Raw genomic sequence first — 21,437 nt, forward strand, 5'->3', positions numbered from 1 at the left:
TAAAGCCAATCGTAAATCTCAATCTGTTTTCCTTTGTACCGCTTGCAACTTCTCTGGCAATGCGGACAGAGTAGCGGCTGTGAATATCGCAGTCAGGGCAGAAGTAAACCTGCCAATGGTCTCGAACCTTCGTGTTCAGGGACAAAGCCCCCTGCTTTAGCTGTGGGGTTCGTTTACTATGCTTTCTCTGCCGTTGAGCCGCAAAGAGCGCAAAGAAAATTGTTAAGATATTAACAATATCAATACACGGCTCCTGTCTTATAATTTCTGCACACCACTATGTCACCTACAAAAAGATTGGACGGAAAACGGAAGACAATTGCCGTACTTGGCGCGCAGCTAAGCCGCCTGGCTGACTCGGAATTTATGACCGGCGTCCTGGAATCAGCCAAAACCCACGATACGAATGTGATCTATTTTGTGGGCGGCAAACCGGCCGCCCTGACCGCACACGGTATGGACAGGCAATCTTACGGCTTGTATGACCTGATCAAGCCAGGGCAGTTCGATGGCGTCCTGCTCACAGCGGACATGGGTCACGATACCTCCGCAGATGAAATCAGGAATTTTTGCAGCCTTTTTGAGCCCGCGCCTGTCGCTTCTTTTGCGATACAGGCGGAGGGCGTATCTTCTTTTATGGCGGATAATACCCGGCGGATGCGTTCCATCATCCGCCACCTGATCGAAGCGCATGCATATCAACGCATTGCCTTCGTGCGCGGTCCCAGGGGACATTTGGAGTCTGACCTGCGTTTTAACGCCTATCTGGATGAACTCAAGACGCACGATATCCCATTCGAAGAACAATTCGTTATGGAGGGAGATCACACAGTAGAGAGCGGACGCGCGGCTGTGCGTACCTTGCTTGATGAACGCGGTATTCAGGTGCAAGCCATCGCTGCATCCAATGACCGTATGGCATTTGGCGTTATGGAGGCTTTGCAGCAGCGCGGTATCCAAGTCCCTGACAAAATAGCATTAACCGGTTTTGATGATGTAAAAGAATCCCAATTACTGGGTGTGCCGCTGACCACCGTGCATCAATCCTTTATCGAGGCAGGCAGGCAGGCTTTCGGCGCGTTATTGAATCGAATGAACGGTGTGCAGGTGAATGATGTTAATATTCTGCCGGTGCAATTGATCGTGCGTTGGTCGTGCGGATGTTTGCCGGAAAATGTGCAAAGAGCGGTCGTCCTCCCGAAAGAGGTCTCGCATACCGGGCGGCTTGAGAACAAAAGGGATACCGCCATCAACGCCCTGTTCGGAGCGGCGGGGATCCTTGAGAATGATCCTCTCAAGGATCAATACCGCGACGTATTTGGCCGCGCCTGGGATGTGTTTCTCGCGAGTTTGCGTGACACAGACAGGAGTAACGCCTTTATGAAAACCGTGCAATCCATGGTGGAGGTATTGCAGGATAACGGGTTTGATTCAGCCACCTGGCATAATGTGATCTCGACGTTCAGGAAATATGCGCTGGGGGGCATCACCAGCACCACCACAATGCTGCGGGCGGAAAATCTATTTCAGCAGGCGCGTTTGTTGGTGGGTGAACTGTCGCAGCGCGCGCAGGCCTATCGCCGTCTGCAGTTCGAGCGGCGCGAAGAAGCGCTTAACAATTTCAGTTTCTCAATGGCTCCGGCCATGTCGCTTGAAGAGATCGGGAGTGCCATCTCAAAGAATTTCCCGCTGCTGGGATTCAAACGCTGGTATGTCATGTTTTACAGTGATGTCAGCGCCGGGCTCGATCTCCTCGCCGCCGCCTGAAAGTTACAAACTGCTGCTGCAATATGATGAAAACAAATTTGGCATCCCAAAGGAAAAGCGTTCGCTTGCCACTGGCGGTTTGGTGCCACATGGAAAGACTCCGGAAGACCACCGCTATGACGCGGTCGTCATGCCATTGACCCTGGCGAGCAACCGTTTCGGGTTCATGTGGGCTGAAATGGGTCCGGCCGATTGGGATATTTATGTTCGTTTGAAGAATCTGCTTTCCAGCGCGCTGCTGCGGACGATGCTTGTCCAGCAGCGTGAACAGGCCAAGAAAGAAGTGGAGCGCCTGCTGAACGAAGCGCGTGAACGCGCGGTGGAACTTGCGCGCGCGCGCGATGCAGCGGAAAAAGCCGCGGCGAAGAACGAAAAACTTTATGAGTCTGAGCAGGCGCGGCGGCGGGGGGCGGAAGCGCTGGCTCGTTCGTCGCGTCAGTTGTCGTCGCTGACCACGATCGAGAAACTGCCGCAGCAGATCCTTGAACAACTGCAGGCAGTCCTGCCTTATGACCGGGGACTCTTGTTCATCGAGGATGTCAACAGCAGACCGCAGATCCATGCGCATCACGGGTTTGAGGTGGATGCGGATCTATCAGGCTTTTTCCTGAAGGTCAATCAACTTGATTTTTACAAGGCGGTCGCCCGTAAGGGAGAGACGCTGCTCGTCAAAGATTCAAAAGTAGTGGAGAACTGGGAACAACCCGCATGGCTGCCCAAAGACCGTTCCTGGCTGGGTGTGCCCCTGTATTCGAAGAGCAAGGTGATCGGTTTGCTGCTGCTCAGCCGAGCGCTGAGCTCGTTCAACGACGATGACGGATTGATGGCAACCACCTTTGCGATGCAGGCGATCGTTGCGCTGGAGAACGCCCGTTTATATAACGAGGTCACCAGCATCAATCAGATGATGGAACGCATGGTCTCCCAAAGGGTGGAAGAGTTGAACGCTGCCTATAAGAATCTGGCAAAGCATGACCAGAATAAATCCGTGTTCATTCAGGTGGCTGCGCATGAATTGCGCACCCCGCTGACCGTGGTGCTGGGTTATCTTGGCATGCTGCAGATCGACCCGCTCGTTCAAAACAACCCCGCGCTGTCACAGGCGGTCGAAGGCGTCTTGCAGGGCAGCAACCGTTTGCAGCAGATCGTCACCAGTATGCTGGATGTGGCGCGTCTCGATAGCCAGTCCATCACCCCGCATACTGAGTCTGTCAATTTGAGCCTGATCCTGCGGCTGATCCATAAGGATTTCATGGAAGATCTCGCGAACCGCGGGCAGACCGTGAGCATCGAGGATGCCATTCGCGACATTCCCCCGCTGATGGCTGATTCTGACCTGCTGAAGAAGGCGCTTGAACATATCATTGTCAATGCGATCAAGTTCACGCCTGACGGCGGCTCGATCCATGTGTCTGCATGTGTGGTGGATGATCCGCACCTCGGCCGCTGCGCGGAGATCCGCGTGAAGGATAGCGGTATCGGCATTGATGCGGAGCATCACAAGATCATCTTTGAGAAGTTATATCAACTGGGCAAGGTGGAGTTGCACTCCTCCAGCCGCGCCAGTTACAAGGGCGGCGGCGCCGGGCTTGGCCTTGCGATCGCCTCCGGCATCGTCAAAGCGCTGCACGGCAGCGTTTGGGTGGAGAGTGAAGGACAGGATGAGGAAAGGTTCCCGGGCAGCACGTTCTTTATACGAATCCCTCTGGTGAAGTGAAAGTAAAGATCATTCTTCTGGAATGAGAACGGGACAACGAATTCGCTGTCCCGTTCTTGTTTTGATCAATCCTTTGTCGAAAATTCGACCTTCATAAGTTCGCGCGCGCTACTTTTCTGAAATGAACATTCCGTATTCCTTTGGAATTTTGATCAGGCCATCGGGACCTTTCTCTTTTTCAAATACCTCAACCAGAGCGGCGTGTGATAGATTGCCGGAATTCATCAGGCTTGAAAGAGAGAGTATGTAATCGGCAAGATCAGACGGATCTGAAATCTCGAATCCATCCGGGTAATCAATCCGTGTTACCCTGGAGAATTCCCTGCCAAGTTTTTGACCACCGTTCTGCAGGGTGAATGAGCTGTCAATGCCCAGGGTGAGTTCAAGTTCTGAAAAGAGATGATTGATGTACTTTGCAATTCCATTTTCGCCAAATGTGGTGCAATATAAAATGCCGCGCGGCTTTAATACTCGATGGATCTCGGAGATCGCTTTTTCAATCATAGGGACGTGATAGAGCATCATGTTGGCAATTACAAAATCAAATGACCCGTCAGGGAAGCAAATATCCGATACATCAACGATCTTGTATTCAATATTTTCAGGATCTCCCATGTTTGCCCTGGCTGCATTCACCATCCCCTCAGAGGAATCGGAGACTACCAGTCTCTTTATGTTTTTAATACTGGCGCTGCGACTTTTCCACAGATCTCCAGTTCCGCAGCCAACTTCAAGTATCGAGGCTTGTTCCCCGAATTGGTAGTTGTTAAAAAGCCAATTCCCGAACCCCAGTTTGTTCGTACTATATTTTTCATGGAGTGAGATTCGTGTCTTAAGATTGGCAGTCGTTTCATATTGTATTTTACTGTTGATGAGTCCCTCATTTTGTTCATGAACGCCTCCTTGAAATTTCATTTGCCAACTTATCAAAGGCTGGCCTGCTGATTTGCTTTATATCCCTGTCAGGCAGGGATGGCGCTGCCGCTCATCGGTGGGCGGCTATGAGATGACTTTTGAAAACCATAGTTTTTCGGAGACACAAACAAATCCCAAGGCAATTGCCAGTCTCTGCATGGCGATGTTTTCACTGCTTGTACCGAGCCTGACTGTGTTCGCGCCCGCATTATTAAGGGCGATTAAGCCGGCGGAAGTTATTGCCTTACCCAGTCCGATTCCTTGATATGACGGATGGGTGCCAATGGGATCGGTCGTGCCAATTTTTTTCTCTGGATCATCAAAACCGCAGACACAAAAAGCAGCCAATTCATTGTTTGGAGCAACTGCAACCAAATCCATTTCCTGAATATATTGCGGCGTGCTCATCATCGCCAAACGGTATTCTATGGTCATATTATTTGTCCCAAAGGCGGCTCGATGCAAGGCAACGAGTTGCCATGCTTCGTCCCTGCCTTTTACGCAACGAATTGAAAAGCCTGCTGGAAGTGGATATTCGGCAATTTGTTTATTGAGAGGGCGTGAATATTGTAGAGAGCGAACTGGTTCGAGGATAAATCCATGATTTTCCAGAGTGCTGATGCGGCGGTAATTATCTGCGTTACAGGTGCAATCCAATGTATGGTCTGCGCTTATTTCAACAATGTGTCTTTTTCTACAAAGAACACCCCACTCGATAATTTCAGTTTCCAACTCGTCGAGCAGGGAAAATTCCGTTTCGGTATCAAACCATAAATTGTTGTATTCGTCCATGAATGCGAAACCAACGATTTTATTATCCTGTTTCCAGATCTGAGTCGTCTCCCTGGTCGATGACAGCAGTATTTGCTCATCAAAGTCAACGATCGTTGATCTGGATGCGATTCGCTCCATTAGCTCTCTCATCGCCTGAATGTCATTGTCATCGAACAGTATTGAACTTTCCATAAATGAGCTCCGATCTTTAGACGCAACCACCCGCCAGTAAGCATGGATTGCCCTTCTGATCATTGGATTTTATCGGTAATTAACTTCAATAATGGATAACGAATGAATGTCATGCTGAGGGGCGGTTTTCCCTGCGCCGAACGCAGGGACGGTGTGCCCCGAAGCATCACTACCAGGCCGTATCCGAGACCCTTCGGTCGCTGAAAAACGCTCCCTCAGGGTGACATTATGGTGGGTTTGGCTTATCCATTATTCACGTTACTTATGATGTGATGATGTAACACGCCGTCCAACTGGAAGAATGGAATTGCTTGAGTCGAAGCGGCAGTCCCCTTCTGGCTCCCCACTTTGCAGTAGGAGGCCTTTTACTTATCAGCTGAAAATCCATGACGAATTAATAAGATTGATTTGAATTATCGAAACAATAATCAAGATACTACATTTGATCTATTGGCTTATCTGTTTCTTTTGTTTTGTTTGCGTAATCCGTGCAAGGATATTCACACCGCCTGCAATCAAGCTGAACATAAAGAACAACCAAAACAGCGGGATCAGAAAGAAAGGCTCGTGCAGCATGCCTTGCGCGTCAACTTCTGCACCAATCATGTTGAACGCGAGCATGCAAACCACAGCCCCAACAAATAGAAGAATGCTCAGCCAGGAAGAAACTCGAATTATTTTATTCATTTATTCTTTGCTCCTTTTTCGTCATGGATTTTTACAAAGATAAAGCCATGGCGCTTTCAAGAGCTTGCAAAGACTATCGGGATCATGACTCTTCAATCGCGATATGCGCATTTTCGTTGTGCAAGGAACTGTCCAATGGCTTGGGTAGCCCTTCCTTATCCACTTAAATTTCCATACAACTTCCGATGTGCCATACTCAACGCACGGACCCGCCCTGCGACCTGCGTTCACAGCCCGCCCGCGGTTAATGCCGCTTAGGAAGTCTCGGAATGATAAAGGGGACTTCCCGCTTATATATCAGGTAGGCTTCGCCGAACCTTTCGGCTAATTCCTTCTCCTCAAGCAGTTTGAGATAGAGCACCAGCAACGTGCCAAAACAAAGCACGATGCCGATGCCTGTAATGGTTCCAGCATAGACCGCAATACCCAGATAGGCTGTGATGGTCCCGAGGGTCATCGGGTTGCGGCAATAGCGGAACGGACCTCCTACAAGCAGTTTCTGAGTGGGTAACATTGGCAAAGGCGTTCCGCTTGCCCGCGAAAATTGATCATAGATCGACCAAAGGGCGAAGGAGAACCCCAAGACCATCAATATTCCACCGAGGATGTGGTTGATCGTGCCGAAATCAAGGGCAGGCAAGACAAAATGTCGGTCGATGGATGTACCGCCCTTGGTGATGGCGAGCGGAAGCAGATACAAAAATAGCACGCCCGCGGGGATGAGTGCCAATATTCTTCCTGTCTCAGTTTGTTTCTTTTTTGCCCATTTGGAGTAAAGTGACATGTCTCGCTCCATGGTTTTTCTTTCATTAAGATGATATGTCATTTCCCTTGTTGTTTCATGTGTCATTGTAATGAAAAACTCCCGCCGACCTTTCGAGCCAAGCGGGAGTTTGGAAAATTTAAACGTTTGCATTTGAGGCGGGCGTGGACTCTGCCTGGGAGCAGGAAAAACTCGAAGCCAGAAAAATGCTGGTAAATCGCGCAGACTCCCACACGCACACCGCACGCTTGGCTGCGCAATCTGCCTGCTTACCTAAAACGCTGGCTTTTTAGATGACGTAAACCGAAAGAATAAATTGACTTTTGCAAACGAATAAAATTTTCAAACGCTTTTTTCACGCCTATTCATGTCGTCAATATAATCGAAACCGTGACTTTCAAGCCATGAAATAGCAATTTCTTTATATGCTTGGTCTCTATATTTGAACCACTCTTCTTCAATCCCATACTGATAAATCGTATCTCTGAATCTGCGAAATGCGCCAGAACCACGAATTTTACTTAAGAGCGTATCGCTAATCTTTTCGTTTGACATGGAAAGACCAAATTTTCCATAAGTTCATACTCATGAATATCAAACTTGGTTGGCACTTTAATAATCATCATCGAACAATTTGACATTCTTACATCTTGGAAGAATTCTGTCTCTAAATCTGAATAGCCACTTGAGGGTTATCAATTTCAACTTCATCGTCATTTTCTTCGGTTTTATCAAAGATTTCTTCCATACTTACGAAATCAAAATCATCATCTCTAATCGTAATTACTTTACCTGTGGACTTTTCAGGCGCGGAGGTATCTGCAGAGCAAGGATACCGCGCCACTGAGCGCGGGGAGGTGAACTAGGAAAACCTGAAAGTCCCCAAAGATTATTAGTAGGGACTTTGAGACAGAAACGGGCAAAAAATCGGGAAAACTAACCAACCCAAAACACCTAAAACACCCCAAAACTGCAGATCGAACAGACAAAACAGCGAAGGTCTACCTCTCACTGGTCAGTATCCCTCTATCTTGTCTTAGACACTATATCTCGGCGTTTTTCTGTTCAGGATACCCGCCGATCACACCCCAGACCCATCGCTCTGAACACCTTGTTCACATCATAGGTAGACGCAGACGGTTTGACCCGTCAGGACGACGGACGTCAAGGGCGACTACCTAGACTGGCGGGTCTTTCGCAAAGTGGCGAGGGTTCCTCTTGATATGAGCGGTCACAGCGGTAGTCTGCTGGCGGGAGGCGGATAACTAAACCAAGTGGCTCTGATGATGTGCTGCTCGCTGGGAGCCCCCACACTATTAACTCGAATCACGAGTATTGTCATCCGTGCCACCATCACTAGCGCAACCTGGATGCTCCAGCGATCGAGCCAACATCAGCTAAAGTCGGTGTACCGGAGAGCGCTCCATTGGCGGCGATAATAAGCCACGCAGGGCTGGAAACTTTGGAGAAGGTTACGGATGGGTTATTGGATGCTAGCAGTTCCCGAAATATTTGCCAAGTAGGCAAGACCTGCTGGCATCCGCTTTACTAATCGGATCAAGGCTAAACAATGGTTCGTTTGAGACCCGCTACCGATGTACGAGAAATGCGCTGTAAGTCGAGTATCCCTGAGACGGGAAAAGAAATGGCCGTATGTTTGTTCCAGTCAAAGAACCACTCCAGCCGATGCATTGCTCAATTTGCTGCAGGTTAACCTCCAACTCTTAGTCGTTGCCCTCCATCACAGAACTTGGTATAGCGGTATAGGCCGCGGCATTGTTTCGAGCGGTAACGGTACCTTGGCCAATGGTTCCGCACTAATATCAGCAAGTTTGATAATTTCCACGCATGGAAAATTTCATCATCCGAGTCCATATTACTAACATGAAATCTGCTCCACGCGGGCCATAGTTTAAAAACCAATCTGTGAGCAACCGAGCGAGTCCTCCATGTATTTGTGTTGTTTTTTGTTACCAAATGCAGTTTTCTGGTTATTCCCAACAGCATCGTATTGCAATGAGAATAGGCCGGTTCCACGATCAAGATAATCTACAGAAATCTGCACAGGCTGTTCCTGCGACTGCAATAGCTTGTCATGGATATCAAAATACATTGCATCCTTACCAGAAGCATGATCGAATCTCCGCGCAAAGCGATCATAAGGATGGAAGTGGATGTCAATGGTCCTTGACACGCCACACACCTTCGCTTGTGGTTTCAGGATCAATCTGCGTGATGAATCGTTCGTAATTGCCCGGAACGATTCTCCAGCTTGCATCATTAAACCCCTTCTGGATAACGCGCTGCTTTACGTTGCCTTCGATAGCAGCCTCCAGATCATCCATCAGCGCGCCTTGCCCGGAGTAGGCATTCGTGATTGCGCTGTATCGCTCTTTGTTAGTTTTTATGGCCCGTCCAAACGTCGATTCTCGAAATTCATTTGTATCTGAGGAATCAAGCCCCTCATGAAAGATACTGAACCCGCCACCTGCGGTGACTGGGTCAAGCTCTGCCGCCCACTTATTGAAAAACTCGAAAGCAAAAGGAAAGTTGTCAACATAAGTGCTTTCCAAGCACACCCCAGTGATATCCCATATATTTAAACCAGCATGCAATTGTTCTACAGCCGCCCAATACATATTCAGGCGTATATTGAGCTGAAAAAAAGATCTAGTACAAGTCCTGTCCATTTCATTGCGAGAAAACATTTTTATACCTAGAGGTGGATCAATGGCAACACTGCGGAACGAATCACTCACGTCTTGAGAGCTAGTCAGGTGGTGACCACGTACGGCGCCGCCATATTTGGCACCAAAACCCCTTTTGACGTTAACCGTTAACCCATTTCCACTCAACAGGATAATTGGTGTTCTCAATATCCTGAAACAACAATGAAATTACAGGACCAGCTCCGTCTTGGAAGGCTGCCCGATAGACTTCGAATGCCCAAAGCCGATGGGCTTGCCACTGGGTATCACTAATCTCAAACGGAGTATTCGCAAACCTACCCGGATTTTCATAGGGGGGCTTCGTCCCCAGTGGCACCAGTGTCAACCCGAACAGAATTGATCCGCGCTTGTAAATTTGGCGGAATTTCATGGCGCAAATGTCTGGCTAAGGCCTGCACCATCTCGGCGTAATAAACCTTGAATTCAGGGTCGAGATAAAAACCATAGGTATAAGTATCTCCTGAGACTTTTGGCACCCCTCCGCCATTTTCTTCGAACATCCAAGATGGCATGGTGCCTTGGAAGCACCACCAACCGTTGTTATCTGATGTTTATTTTCTCGTTTTGCTCCTCAGAAAACTGCAGTCGTGCATCCAGCTTCGACCAGTCGTACGAGCTGCGGACTGTTCTGTTGATTTCATCCCACGTTTGCTCATACCCTTGCCCGCGGATAAACGGATAGTCCGAAACAAGATGCAAACCAGATCGATCCCATACGCCATAGATTCCCTGGCTATTGCCAACTTTTCCAGAAGATCGACAGCTTTCTCAATCGATAGTGAAAGTGTCGCGCTTACACTGCCCGTCGCATTTTTGACCGTTACCACATATGAGGTCTGCGCCACAACAGTTATTGGGGTGCCGGTAATTACACCGGTAGACGGATCCAAACTTAACCCGGCCGGCAAAGCAGGGCTTACTGTGAATGCGGTCGCCTTGCCGCCGCTAACCGTGGGACAATTTTCTGTAATAGCTATATCTTTGGTGTAAGCAGCCGGGTTGGTGCTGTAAGTTATAGCTGTTGGCGCTGTTGTATTGCCCCCACCGGCGTTATCTGTCCCACCGCCACACGCAAACAATCCCAGACAGACCAAGAGCAGTATAAAAGTGAGCAATATCGTCTTGCAGCTTAGTGCAAAGGCCTCTGCTTGATCTTGATTTGACATGTTGACACCTATTTGGCTAGCAAATGGTAGGGGAATGTACCTACACCGCCCAGATCGGCTTAGCAGAAATAAAGGTCTAACCGCTCAACGAGACTGTCGAAAAAACGAATATTGAGAGTAAAGATTGAGACCAACATCGGTCAAACCCTGCAGGTAGCGGTGGAGTGGGGTGAACAGGCTCAAACTAGGCTTAGATCAGCGCCCCGAACATTTGGATTTTGCCGATATTGTGAACCAGAGCGAATAACCGCCATTGTACATCCACTTTCCGTTTGGAGCGTAGGGTGAAACGGTCCATGTGTTTATGCACACAGATGTTCGCAAAGACCGGCTCCACAATCGCGAGCCGCCGCGCATAGATTTTCTTGCCCTGCTCGCTGTCGATCTTCGCCTTCATCTCATCAATCAGGTTTGGCTGCTGGCTATCCACCTGAATGGAAAGATACCTGCGCGAAGTATCCGACTTGCTCAAACAGCGCGAGCGCAGCGGACAGGCCGGCAGTCTTCGGTACGGGCATGATAGACATCATACGTTCGGTGACGGTTGACCTGGTTGCGCGCATGACACTTCAGTTCTTTTCCGTTCGGACAGAGATAGACGCGCTTGCTTTCATCATAAGAAAAATCAGCCGCGCTGAAAGGACTCGACTGGGCATCTGCTTTCTTCTTCTCTTTGAAACGCTCTTGATCGGCAAAGCGCGGATCGCGTTTGCGGAACTGGATGTCGGGAATGTACGCGTCCACCTTTTCCTCTTTGCAGACCTTCAAACTGTTCAGCGAATGATAGTTGCTATCGGCAGTGAGTTCTTTCCCCTCGAAGTAGTCTGGGGTTTTGCCTATGGAGACCAGATTCTTTTTCGCGCCATCCAACATCGGTTTGAGGTTTTCGTGATCCTGGCTGGCAAACGCTTCCGCCGCAAGAATGACCTGATGCTTGCTATCGACCAAGGCTTGGGCGTTGTATCCCTGAACCACTCCGTGTGAGGAGGGCATCTTGACCGATGCATTATCCACCGCGTTGCTTTGGATCTCTTTGCCTTCGCTGCCAAGCTTCGGTTCACGATCCTTTAGGAATTCATTCAGACGTTCGACCTGCAACTGAAAACGGCGCTCGCGTTTCTTCTGTCGTTCGATTTCCACTTGCGGATGTTGATCCGCCTGTCCATGTTCGGCGATTACCCGCTTTAGTTTTTCCTCCAACTTATCGCGTTTGTGTTTGAGTTCCTCGATCGTGCCGCTCCATTCTTTCGAGACATTGGCCGAGAGTTTCACCCCATCCAGGCTGAAGTGTGTGCCATCAAGCAATCCCAACTCTTCGCAGACCAGCAGGACATCACTGAAGAGGGTCTGAACCTCGCTCTGCATCGAAGAGATGAAGGAAGCGATCGTGCTGTGGTCGGGGGCATACCCATACGACAGCGCGATGAAGATAATGTTTTCCTGACAGGCACGCTCGATCTGGCGTGAACTGATCATGCCTCTGGCGTATGCCAGCAGGATCACTTTGAGCAGGATCTTGGGATGGATGGCGGCTGCGCCTGTTTCATCGTTTTTGTAGCGTTCATCAAAGACCGACAGGTCGATGTTCTCCTCCACCAGTCGGTTGATGGTGTGCTCCAAGGTTCCAGGAACAAGTTGGTCCTGGAGTGATATGGGCAGCATGACCATTTGTTTTTCATTGCTTGGTTTGTATTTTGCCATAGAGTCCTCTGCGTATAAAACCCCCGTCGCATGGAATTGGTTATTAAAATTCCCCACCTTTTTCGACAGTTTCAACGGATTGCGTTCACGTAGTGTAAGCTAAGGTACTATTTTCAAACTGTTTAAAAAATACTCATATCCTTGTTCAAATTCACCGCCACGCTCTTTTTCTGAAACCAAAAAAGTAATCTGATACATTTGATTTTTGACAGCGAAAAACACGCTCTTTTCAAACATCAACGATGTATAGCCATTGCCATCAATACTAGCATTTGGCTGGATTTGATATTCTAGAGCATTCGCATCGTACCCATCTACTGTAGTCTTGTATTCATTTAGCTGCATTATCCAGTTTTCATTACTTCCGCCCTGTTTATATTCATTAAATCGAGAAGCAAGAGTTTGTCCTGGTCTTGTAACAGCCAAAATACGGATTCTCCTAAAATCACTTGGTGTACCGTGAGGGTCATTAGGAGAACGAGTCGGAACGGTATTAGATTGCGAATCTGTCAAACCAATAAATATATAATCCATATCCTGTGTATTTTCACTAACAATCCATGAACTTGGATAATCAAATTCCAAGTGAATACCAGATGCTTTTGAAGGAGTGTAGCGGTTATATGGCGGCGGTGGGGTGGGAGTGTAGCAAGCAGAAAGAAAAAATATTATAAAAAATGCAGAAATATACTTGTTCAATCCCAAAATCCTTTTGTTTTCAGATAACGCCAGTCATAAGACAAACGCCCAACTATGTGTTCAGCAACAATTGTTGTAAAATACTCCCGTGCGGGGTGTTATACAGCGAAAATCGTATAACATACTATATACCGTAACGCTATTTTACCAGAGAGGCAAAACATGTCTCAACCAATTTCAGCAGCCCCTCAAGAAAAAAGACTTCTCGATCAATACCGCGATGCCCTCCGCATCAAACACTACTCCCCGCGCACCGAAGGCACCTATATCCAATGGGTCAGGAACTATATTCTCTTTCATAACAAACGCCACCCCAAAGAAATGGGCATCCCAGAGATCGGACAATATCTCACCCATCTCGCAACCAACCAGCAAGTTGCCGCCTCCACCCAGAATCAGGCATTCAGCGCCATCCTCTTCCTCTACCGCCATATCCTTAACATCCAACTCGACGAACTCCAACTCGCCGAACTTCGCCCCCAGCGAGCCAAAACTGTTCCGATCGTCCTCTCCAAAGATGAAGTCAAGCGCCTCATCGCCAACCTCACCGGCACAAATAAACTCATTGCTCAGGTCATGTACGGCGGCGGATTGCGCGTTATGGAATGTATGCGCTTGCGCGTCAAGGACATTGACTTTGAAAATCATCAGGTGATTGTCCGGGATGGCAAAGGCGAAAATGACCGCTTCACAATCCTCCCCGATTCGCTCATTTCACCACTGCAGCTTCACCTAAGATACGTAAAATCCCTTCACGAAAAAGATCTTGCCGATGGTCACGGTTCGGTATACCTGCCTAATGCCTTGGAACGTAAATATAAAAATGCAGATAAAGACTGGATATGGCAATATCTTTTTCCTGCGGCGGAAATATCCACAGACAAACGCACAGGCATTATCCGCCGTCATCATATCCACGAAACGATTGTACAAAGATCGATCAAGGAAGCCGCCCGCCGCGCCGACATCAATAAACACGTTACTCCCCACACCCTCCGCCATTCCTTCGCCACACATCTTTTACAAAACGGCTACGACATCCGCACCATCCAGGAACTGCTTGGTCACAAAGATGTCAAGACCACCATGATCTACACCCATGTGCTTCAGCGCGGCGGTCTCGCCGTCAAATCTCCCCTCGATTCCTGACCTTCACGCGAAGCGTTCATTCTCCATCTTTTCCCTCGCGCCGAATTAATAGTTGTGCAGGTTTTTTACACACTCGCCCAAATAAAAAAGACCATTGATTTTTTCAACGGTCTTTCATTTTCTACACCACGCTCTCAGCCACTGTCTTCCCATACGCCAGCAGCGCCTTGACCATTTCCATGCTCCTGCCTTCGGCGTACACGCGCAGGACAGGCTCCGTGCCCGACGGGCGGATCAACAGCCACGAGTCGTCTGCCATGATGTACTTCACGCCGTCGCGTTGACTGACCTCGTCCACGTTCTGACCGCCGATCTCCTTTGGCGCTTTCTGGGTCAGGAACTCGGTCATCTCGGCTTTGGCGATCGGACGGCTCAGGCGCAGGTCCGCGCGTTCATATAGGGCGGGACCCACATCCGCGAGCAGATCCTCCACCATCTCATACAGCGACTTCTTCGAAGCGGCGATCATCTCGACCAACAGCAAGCCCATGATGGGACCGTCGCCTTCGGGGATATGTCCCTTGAACGAAATGCCGCCCGACTCCTCGCCGCCGATCAGCACATCTTCCTTCATCATATAATCGGCGATGTGATTGAATCCCACGGGCGTTTCATATAACTTCAAGCCGTAGCGTTTGGCGAGACGGTCGATCATGCGGGTGGTGGATACCGTCCGAACGACCGCGCCTGTCATGCCGCGATTCTCCACCAAATACTTCAACGACAGCGCCATGATCTTATGCGGGTCGACGAAATTCCCGCGCTCGTCCATCGCGCCAATGCGGTCCGCGTCGCCGTCTGTGACCACGCCAAAATTACCCATCCCCGAACTGACCGCGCTCGCCAGCGGACCGAGATATTTGGCGATCGGTTCTGGATGTACGCCGCCGAAGCCGGGATTCATCTCGCCGCGGATCTCGGCGATCTCACAGCCCGTGCCCTGCAAAAAGGATTTGATCACGCCGCGCCCGGAGCCGTACATCGCGTCCACCACAAAACGCTGCGGATTGTCCGCGATGATGTCGGTGCGGATCAGTTTGTTCAGGTGCTCGAAATACGCTGTCAATGGATTGAACTTCTGGATCAAGCCCGCGTCGCGCGCCTTCTTGAAATCCATCAGGTTGGGTCCGCGCGCCTGTTCTTCGTTGTCGTTGATATACACTTCCACGCGGCGGCATTGTTCCGATAACGCCGACCCGCCGAACGCGGCCTTGAGTTTTAATCCGTTATAACGCGGCGCGTTGTGCGAAGCCGTGATCATCACGCCCGCGATGGCGTTGTTATTCTTCACCGCGAAAGAGATGGCCGGTGTCGGTGAATCAGCCTGCGCCAACAGCACGGTGAATCCGTTCGCGGCCAGCACGCGCGACACTTCCCCCGCGAAACGATCCGACAGGAAGCGCGTATCGTACCCGACCACGATCTTGTTCACGTCCACGCCGGGTGACTTGTTCCAATGCTCCGATGCGACCGCGTCCGCGATGGCCTGCGCCACGATGCGTAAATTATCGAAAGTGAAACTATCCGAGATGACAGCGCGCCAGCCGTCCGTACCAAAATGTATGGGCATGTATATTTCTCCAATTAATTTATAAGTCGTTGCGAGGGCGGGTGCTATTCCCGACGGAGCAACCTCCTCAATGGTTGTTCCCAAGGAGGTTGCTACCTGCGCAACGAACGGGGGGCAAGAAGCGCTCCTCGCAACGACATCTTTAATTTTCTTTTACGGAACCACGGTCAGCAGACCAATGGATGGCGTCGCTGACGCTTCAAAGTTTGGCGCAGGGGTGGCGTAGGTCACTGTCGATTCCAACAGCCAGCCTTCCACGCGCTCACCATTGAGCGTGACGGCAACCTTTACCCATGTCACGCCGTTCACGAGTCGGAATTCTGATGAAACTTCCACGATCGTGCCGTTGTTGAGAGTCCGCAGCAGGGTTCCGTTCGGCACTTCACGCAGGTTCGCGCCGCCGCCCTCCCTCGCGCTTACCTGACCGAATATCGGTGTCGGCTCAATGGTCATTGTGATGGTGGGTGTTTCAGTCACAGGCAATGTCACCGCTACTGTCAAGGGCACCGCCGTGCCTAACAGGGCTTTGGTGGCCGCGACCGTCGCTGAGGGGCTGGGACTATTCTTCGTCGGGGTTGGCAGGCTGCGGGTCGGGCTTGCAGCGGGCAGTTCTGTAGACTCGAACGCGGGTGTGGATGTGGCGATGCTCGCGGCTTGACCGGACGGGATGCCGGCTCCCATCAAACGATAAAGGACGCCCGCGAAGAGCACCAGCGCGATCAGGCTGATCACGATGCCCCATTTCGACGGGCGGAGTCTTAAGAGAAAGAGCGTGCCCAGACCGAAGATGCTTGCCAGCGCAAAATGTACGGCCGCGACGAGCGCGCCTTGCGGCCAAAGACCTTCCAGACCGGAGCCGAGACCAAATCCGCTTGCGCTGATCGGCAAAAAGAATGTGTAGGCGATCACAACGCTGGGCAGGAAGGGCTTGTTTTCTGAACGCGCAAATGAGATCACCAATGTGATCGCGCCGATGATAAGCACGACCAGTTCCGGGATCCACAAGCGCGAATGTGTGAAAACGTTGGTAAGCGTGATCGGCAGGAAGAGGCGCGCGGCGAACCCGGTTAACACGCCGCCCAGGAAAATAATGCCGGCGCTGATGAGCAGCGCCATGAATGTTTCAAAGAGAAAACGCGGCGAGCCTGTCAGAATGGAGAGCAGAAAACCCACCCAGGGAGTCATCAACGGCGCGACAAGAATGCCGAGTAAAAGTACAGCCTGTGAATCCAACAGGTACCCCAGCCCGAGGATCGCTCCGCACACCAGTGAGAAGACGAATAATTCGAAGGATGGGTACGCGCGGCGCGCAAGATCGAAAACGAACGCGGCTTGTCCGACCGCATCATTGGGGATCATGTCGCGACGGGTCACGCGCCGGCGGCGTCCGCGCCCTGCGTTGGGGTCGTGCGCCGGTCGGGGAGACGGTTCTAGGGGAATGATGGGTTCATCAGAAAGAGGCATAGTTTTTTTTAGGAACTGCAATGAGATTACTTTACACGCAAATTCATGCCGCAATTATACTAGAGAGAGTCAATCATAAAACGGCAGTATTCGAATCAATAAGGGACAGGGTGAATACCATGAATGAACCGCGTGTCTATCGTCACTCACTTATTCAAATGGGATTGCTCATTATTTTGCTTGGGCTGTCAGGGGTTGTTTTGCTGTTCGTGAACCGTTACGCGGGGTACGCTTTTTTGATCCCCTTTGCGGGTATTTTGGGAATTGTGTATGTGATGTCGATCAGTACCGCGGTTTCAGACGACGAGATATCCACGCGCAGTCTCTTTGGTACAAAGTCGCTGCGCTGGAGTGAGATCAGCCGTATCTCGGGCAGCGGGAATGCGGTCAAACTGCATAACCTCGACGGCGATGTGACGGTCAGCCCGAATGTGCAGCTGCCCGGCTACGCCGAGATCGTGGAATGGATCGGCACGAAACGGCCTGACCTGTTCGATCCGCTGGCATTCAGCGAAATGAAAAGAGGCGTACCCGTCCTGACCTTGCTGGTCGTGCTGGCGCTGCTCACGCTGGGGATTTTGATCGGATTTTCGATCGCGTTTTTGGACACTCCCGGGGAACCTGTGGTCGTGATGCTCCCCATCCTGCTGGTCGTCATCATTAACGCGGTACTTTTTTGGATGGTGTTTTCCATGCCGCAGTCGGTGACGCTGAACGGAAGCTCCATGCTTATAAAGTATCTTTCAAGGGAAAAGATACTGCCTGCCGCTGAGATCGCTTCGGTCGAATTGCAGTTCACCCAAACCCGCAATGGGAAGGATTATTTTGTGGCGCTTAATTTGGCGAAGGGGAAGCCCATCCGCATATCCGGGTTAAGACCCAACGCACCTGTGGTCTATCACGTGCTTAAGAACTGGCATAAAAAGTATGCGCGGACCGCTCTGGAAGATCAACGAAATTAACATACGCCTTTAATTTATCGTTAACGGGGAGACTGCTATAATATGTCTGCACGTGACCAATGCCCGGCGCGTGACTTTCTTCAACAAGGCAGGCATGTTGCCATGTTCCACATTTCCCGCTAACTTTTCCCAAAATCAAACCGCGCAGTTTTTTTTGCGCGCAAATAACTGTTTCAAGTTTCAATCCTTCGGCACGCCCAGGACTGCAAACATGGAACCTGACACTTGACACATAATTACCTGGTACCTTAACCATGACTCAACATCGAATTACAGACGACCTGGAAGCCCTGCTCGAAGTGCTTCCCACAACCATCCGCCACGCTGTGGAAAAAATAAACAATAGCGATAAACTGCTCGAGATCGTGATCGATCTGGGGCGTATGCCCGCCGCGCGTTTCGTTGAAAACGAAATCACTTTGTTGGAAAAAGAGATCACACGTACAGAGATCGACCACATCACGGAGCGCATCGGCACCTTTGACGCCGACAACCGCGCCGGTATGGAACGCACCCTGCACCGCATCTCCGCCATCCGCAACCGGCGCGGAGTGATCGTTGGTTTAACCTGCCGCGTGGGGCGCGCCGTGTATGGCACGGTGGATATCATTCAAGACATCATCGAATCGGGCAAGTCCGTGCTCATTCTCGGACGGCCCGGCGTTGGCAAGACCACCCTCCTGCGTGAAGCCGCGCGCATCCTGGCTGAGAACAAACGCGTTGTTATCGTGGATACCTCCAATGAGATCGGCGGAGACGGCGATGTGCCGCATCCGGCCGTGGGCAGGGCGCGCCGCATGCAGGTCAGCCAGCCCATGCAGCAGCATGAAGTGATGATCGAAGCCGTTGAGAATCACAACCCCGAGGTCATCGTCATTGACGAGATCGGGCGCGAACTCGAAGCGCAGGCGGCGCGCACCATCGCCGAACGCGGTGTGCAGTTGATCGGCACGGCGCATGGTCAGACCCTCGATAATCTTTTGCTCAACCCGACTCTCAGCGACCTGGTCGGCGGCATCGAAGCGGTCACACTTTCAGACGAAGAAGCCCGCCGGCGCGGCACCCAGAAGACGGTGCTGGAGAGACGTTCCCCCCCGACCTTTGATGTGGTGATCGAGATCCAAACCCGCGACCGCTTCGCTGTTCATCTGGATATCAGTGAATCGGTGGATTCGCTTTTGCGCGGCTCGCCCCTGCCGGCAGAAGTGCGCACGCGCGATGCCGAAGGGAAGATCGTGATCGAGAAAGCCGCGCCAACTCCCAAGTCGAAAATGGAAGTGAAGGATGTCACCAAAGCGCCTCGGCGCGGACGTCAGCCTGCTCCCGTTATCGAGGAACAGGCTCCTTCATCCAAGCAGACTCCCGCTCCTCCCGTCCTGACATCGCCTTTACAAACGGTGCGAGTGTACGCGTACGGGGTGGCGCGCAATAGACTCTCGCAAGCCGCGAAGAGACTGGGCGTGCCGGCGGTCGTGGTCACGGATGTCGGTGAAGCGGACGCGCTGGTCACGCTGCGCACGTATTACCGTAACCGTGAACAGACAGTGATGGATGCCGAGCATCGCGGCCTGCCCATTTATGTCCTGCGCGCGAACACGGTGGCGCAGGTGGAGCAATTCCTTGGCGACCTGTACAACATCAGCGAGCAGCAGCATCCGCGTGACAGCATGGACAGTGTGCGCGAAGAGACCCAGCAAGCCATCTCTGCCGTGCTGAATGGTGAGCGCTGGGTGGATTTGCCGCCCGGCACCTCGCTTGTGCGGAGATTGCAGCATGAACTGGCACGTAATGCCGAGTTGGTATCACATTCCTATGGAAAAGAACCAAGAAGGCATGTCAGGATTTTCAGGGAATAAGAAGGAAAATACTTAAACAAGGAAAGAGGTAAACAAGGCGAATTACACTTGTTTACCTCTTTCCATTTGTACCTGTCTGCTTTATTTTACGTTTGACTTGACTCGCCAAGGGTGATCTGGATCGTGATCTCTTTGCCATCACGCATCACACCCAATGTGACCTGGTCGCCGGGCTTATAGGTGTACAGGACATTCAGATAGTTATGCGTTTCATCCATTTTCACATTGTTGAGGCTGATGATGATGTCATCGGCCTGCAGGCCGGCTTTGCTGGCGGGGCTGTCAGCGGCGACCTTGGTCACATACACGCCCCATTGCACCGGTAAATTGTAATTGGCGGCAATGTCCGGCGAAATGGCCTGATAGCTGATGCCCATGAACGGCCGCGAGAAATAGCCTTGCGCCACAATTTGATTCGCGACAGCCTGGGCGGTATTGACCGGGATCGCGAATCCCAATCCTTCCGCAACAGCGCCGCTTGCGGAACCGCGCACGATCATGTTGTTGACGCCGATCACTTCACCGGCCAGGTTGACGAGCGGTCCGCCCGAATTGCCTTGATTGATGGCGGCGTCAGTTTGGATCAACCCTTCGACCTGGTAGCCCTGACCGGTGTCGATCGAGCGCCCCGTGCCGCTGACCACGCCGACCGTAACCGTGTTCTTAAAATCTCCCAGCGGAGACCCGATCGCGATCACTGATTCACCGGAATTGAGCAGGTCTGAATTTCCAAGCACTGCGACGGACGGCACAGCCCCTTCTGTCTTCAAGATGGCGATATCAGAATATGGATCTGTGCCAACAAGCGCGGCTTTTTCCTCCCTCCCATCAGACAGGATGATGCTGACTTCCTTGGTTCCTTCAACCACATGGTTGTTCGTCAGGATGTAACCCTCGTCGGATATGAAGAATCCGCTGCCGCTGACGGTTTGATCGCCGGTCTGACCGAAAAAGGTCATCTGGCCGGGAATGGTTCCCACGATCGTCACAACCGCCGGACCGACTTTTTGTACGGCTTGAGTGATGGCAGTTTCCACATCTGTGGAATTAAGGACGAGTGTTTGGCCCGGGGTGTTATTATTGGGGTCGGATGCGAACATGGGAATTGAAGTGAACAGATTGCCGGCTTGCTCCCTGCTGACAACTGTGTAGACAGCCGCGCCGCCCGCGGCAGCGCCTGTCAATGCCGATAGCCCGGCAATGACCATGACCAGTAAAAGGTAGATTATTTTTTTCCAGGACATTTTTACCTCCGATAGTAGTAAAAATATTTTTGCACGCGAAGATGACAACAAAATTAAATTATCGGCGTTAAAATTAAACCAG

23 protein-coding genes are annotated in these 21,437 nt (G+C 51.0%); 7 read left to right on the plus strand and 16 right to left on the minus strand.

Going from position 1 to position 21,437, the window contains the following annotated elements; genetic code table 11:
* The 3 genes from IPL17_RS10035 to IPL17_RS10045 all read left to right on the plus strand — a co-directional run.
* Positions 1-160 (plus strand): zinc ribbon domain-containing protein (locus IPL17_RS10035; protein WP_345306999.1); only part of this gene is annotated, 160 nt, incomplete at its 5' end.
* Between the two features lie 119 nt (positions 161-279).
* Complete coding sequence (locus IPL17_RS10040; RefSeq protein WP_345306952.1) at positions 280-1,767, plus strand: substrate-binding domain-containing protein; 1,488 nt, start codon at positions 280-282, stop codon at positions 1,765-1,767.
* Positions 1,712-3,484 (plus strand): GAF domain-containing sensor histidine kinase, encoded by a 1,773-nt coding sequence (locus tag IPL17_RS10045; protein ID WP_345306953.1) that lies wholly within the window; start codon positions 1,712-1,714, stop codon positions 3,482-3,484. The genes IPL17_RS10040 and IPL17_RS10045 overlap by 56 nt, the downstream gene beginning before the upstream one ends.
* A gap of 108 nt (positions 3,485-3,592) precedes the next feature.
* On the opposite strand, the gene IPL17_RS10050 is transcribed toward IPL17_RS10045, so the two are convergent.
* From IPL17_RS10050 to IPL17_RS10065, 4 genes are all read right to left on the minus strand, one after another.
* The gene (locus IPL17_RS10050; RefSeq protein WP_345306954.1) at positions 3,593-4,399 is read right to left on the minus strand and encodes a class I SAM-dependent methyltransferase; all 807 of its coding nucleotides are present in this window, start codon (positions 4,397-4,399) and stop codon (positions 3,593-3,595) included.
* Positions 4,400-4,483: 84 nt separating this feature from the next.
* Positions 4,484-5,365, minus strand: a complete 882-nt coding sequence (locus IPL17_RS10055) for a GNAT family N-acetyltransferase (RefSeq protein ID WP_345306955.1) — start codon at positions 5,363-5,365, stop codon at positions 4,484-4,486.
* Positions 5,366-5,812: 447 nt separating this feature from the next.
* The gene (locus tag IPL17_RS10060) at positions 5,813-6,052 is read right to left on the minus strand and encodes a DUF3955 domain-containing protein (RefSeq protein WP_345306956.1); all 240 of its coding nucleotides are present in this window, start codon (positions 6,050-6,052) and stop codon (positions 5,813-5,815) included.
* Positions 6,053-6,296: 244 nt separating this feature from the next.
* The gene (locus tag IPL17_RS10065) at positions 6,297-6,836 is read right to left on the minus strand and encodes an isoprenylcysteine carboxylmethyltransferase family protein (protein ID WP_345306957.1); all 540 of its coding nucleotides are present in this window, start codon (positions 6,834-6,836) and stop codon (positions 6,297-6,299) included.
* 143 nt (positions 6,837-6,979) lie between these two features.
* On the opposite strand from IPL17_RS10065, the gene IPL17_RS10070 reads away from it, so the two are divergent.
* Positions 6,980-7,108, plus strand: coding sequence for a hypothetical protein (locus IPL17_RS10070; protein WP_345306958.1), 129 nt, complete (start codon positions 6,980-6,982; stop codon positions 7,106-7,108).
* A gap of 49 nt (positions 7,109-7,157) precedes the next feature.
* Here IPL17_RS10070 and IPL17_RS10075 read toward each other — a convergent pair whose 3' ends face one another.
* The 9 genes from IPL17_RS10075 to IPL17_RS10115 all read right to left on the minus strand — a co-directional run bounded on the left by IPL17_RS10075 (position 7,158) and on the right by IPL17_RS10115 (position 13,110).
* On the minus strand, positions 7,158-7,370 hold the full coding sequence (locus IPL17_RS10075) for a UPF0158 family protein (protein ID WP_345306959.1): 213 nt from the start codon (positions 7,368-7,370) through the stop codon (positions 7,158-7,160).
* 801 nt (positions 7,371-8,171) lie between these two features.
* On the minus strand, positions 8,172-8,342 hold the full coding sequence (locus tag IPL17_RS10080; RefSeq protein ID WP_345306960.1) for a hypothetical protein: 171 nt from the start codon (positions 8,340-8,342) through the stop codon (positions 8,172-8,174).
* A gap of 385 nt (positions 8,343-8,727) precedes the next feature.
* Complete coding sequence (locus IPL17_RS10085; RefSeq protein WP_345306961.1) at positions 8,728-9,009, minus strand: hypothetical protein; 282 nt, start codon at positions 9,007-9,009, stop codon at positions 8,728-8,730.
* The gene (locus IPL17_RS10090; RefSeq protein WP_345306962.1) at positions 8,993-9,670 is read right to left on the minus strand and encodes a hypothetical protein; all 678 of its coding nucleotides are present in this window, start codon (positions 9,668-9,670) and stop codon (positions 8,993-8,995) included. Before IPL17_RS10090 ends, IPL17_RS10085 begins: the two co-directional genes overlap by 17 nt.
* A gap of 161 nt (positions 9,671-9,831) precedes the next feature.
* A complete protein-coding gene (locus tag IPL17_RS10095; RefSeq protein ID WP_345306963.1) occupies positions 9,832-10,044 on the minus strand; it encodes a hypothetical protein in 213 nt (70 codons plus the stop codon).
* A 51-nt stretch (positions 10,045-10,095) separates the two neighbouring features.
* A complete protein-coding gene (locus IPL17_RS10100; protein ID WP_345306964.1) occupies positions 10,096-10,710 on the minus strand; it encodes an Ig domain-containing protein in 615 nt (204 codons plus the stop codon).
* A gap of 190 nt (positions 10,711-10,900) precedes the next feature.
* Complete coding sequence (locus tag IPL17_RS10105) at positions 10,901-11,182, minus strand: transposase (protein ID WP_345306965.1); 282 nt, start codon at positions 11,180-11,182, stop codon at positions 10,901-10,903.
* Positions 11,179-12,411: a transposase gene (locus IPL17_RS10110; RefSeq protein ID WP_345306966.1), complete on the minus strand. Its 1,233-nt coding sequence runs from the start codon at positions 12,409-12,411 to the stop codon at positions 11,179-11,181. The genes IPL17_RS10105 and IPL17_RS10110 overlap by 4 nt, the downstream gene beginning before the upstream one ends.
* A 99-nt stretch (positions 12,412-12,510) precedes the next feature.
* On the minus strand, positions 12,511-13,110 hold the full coding sequence (locus IPL17_RS10115; RefSeq protein ID WP_345306967.1) for a hypothetical protein: 600 nt from the start codon (positions 13,108-13,110) through the stop codon (positions 12,511-12,513).
* Between the two features lie 162 nt (positions 13,111-13,272).
* Here IPL17_RS10115 and IPL17_RS10120 point away from each other — a divergent pair, with 162 nt between their 5' ends.
* A complete protein-coding gene (locus IPL17_RS10120; protein WP_345306968.1) occupies positions 13,273-14,259 on the plus strand; it encodes an integron integrase in 987 nt (328 codons plus the stop codon).
* Between the two features lie 121 nt (positions 14,260-14,380).
* On the opposite strand, the gene IPL17_RS10125 is transcribed toward IPL17_RS10120, so the two are convergent.
* Both IPL17_RS10125 and IPL17_RS10130 read right to left on the minus strand, forming a co-directional pair.
* Positions 14,381-15,829, minus strand: coding sequence for a phosphoglucomutase/phosphomannomutase family protein (locus tag IPL17_RS10125; RefSeq protein ID WP_345306969.1), 1,449 nt, complete (start codon positions 15,827-15,829; stop codon positions 14,381-14,383).
* 153 nt (positions 15,830-15,982) lie between these two features.
* Positions 15,983-17,293 carry a DUF389 domain-containing protein gene (locus tag IPL17_RS10130; RefSeq protein WP_345306970.1) on the minus strand — a complete coding sequence of 437 codons (1,311 nt, stop codon included), beginning with the start codon at positions 17,291-17,293 and terminating at the stop codon, positions 15,983-15,985.
* Between the two features lie 119 nt (positions 17,294-17,412).
* Here IPL17_RS10130 and IPL17_RS10135 point away from each other — a divergent pair, with 119 nt between their 5' ends.
* Together IPL17_RS10135 and IPL17_RS10140 are read left to right on the plus strand one after the other, a co-directional pair.
* A complete protein-coding gene (locus IPL17_RS10135) occupies positions 17,413-18,255 on the plus strand; it encodes a hypothetical protein (protein WP_345306971.1) in 843 nt (280 codons plus the stop codon).
* A gap of 254 nt (positions 18,256-18,509) precedes the next feature.
* On the plus strand, positions 18,510-20,111 hold the full coding sequence (locus IPL17_RS10140; RefSeq protein WP_345306972.1) for a R3H domain-containing nucleic acid-binding protein: 1,602 nt from the start codon (positions 18,510-18,512) through the stop codon (positions 20,109-20,111).
* An 86-nt stretch (positions 20,112-20,197) separates the two neighbouring features.
* Here the strand turns inward: IPL17_RS10140 and IPL17_RS10145 are convergent, their stop codons facing one another.
* A complete protein-coding gene (locus IPL17_RS10145; RefSeq protein ID WP_345306973.1) occupies positions 20,198-21,355 on the minus strand; it encodes a trypsin-like peptidase domain-containing protein in 1,158 nt (385 codons plus the stop codon).
* Positions 21,356-21,437: the final 82 nt, after the last annotated feature.

The organism is Candidatus Villigracilis saccharophilus, assembly GCF_016711665.1.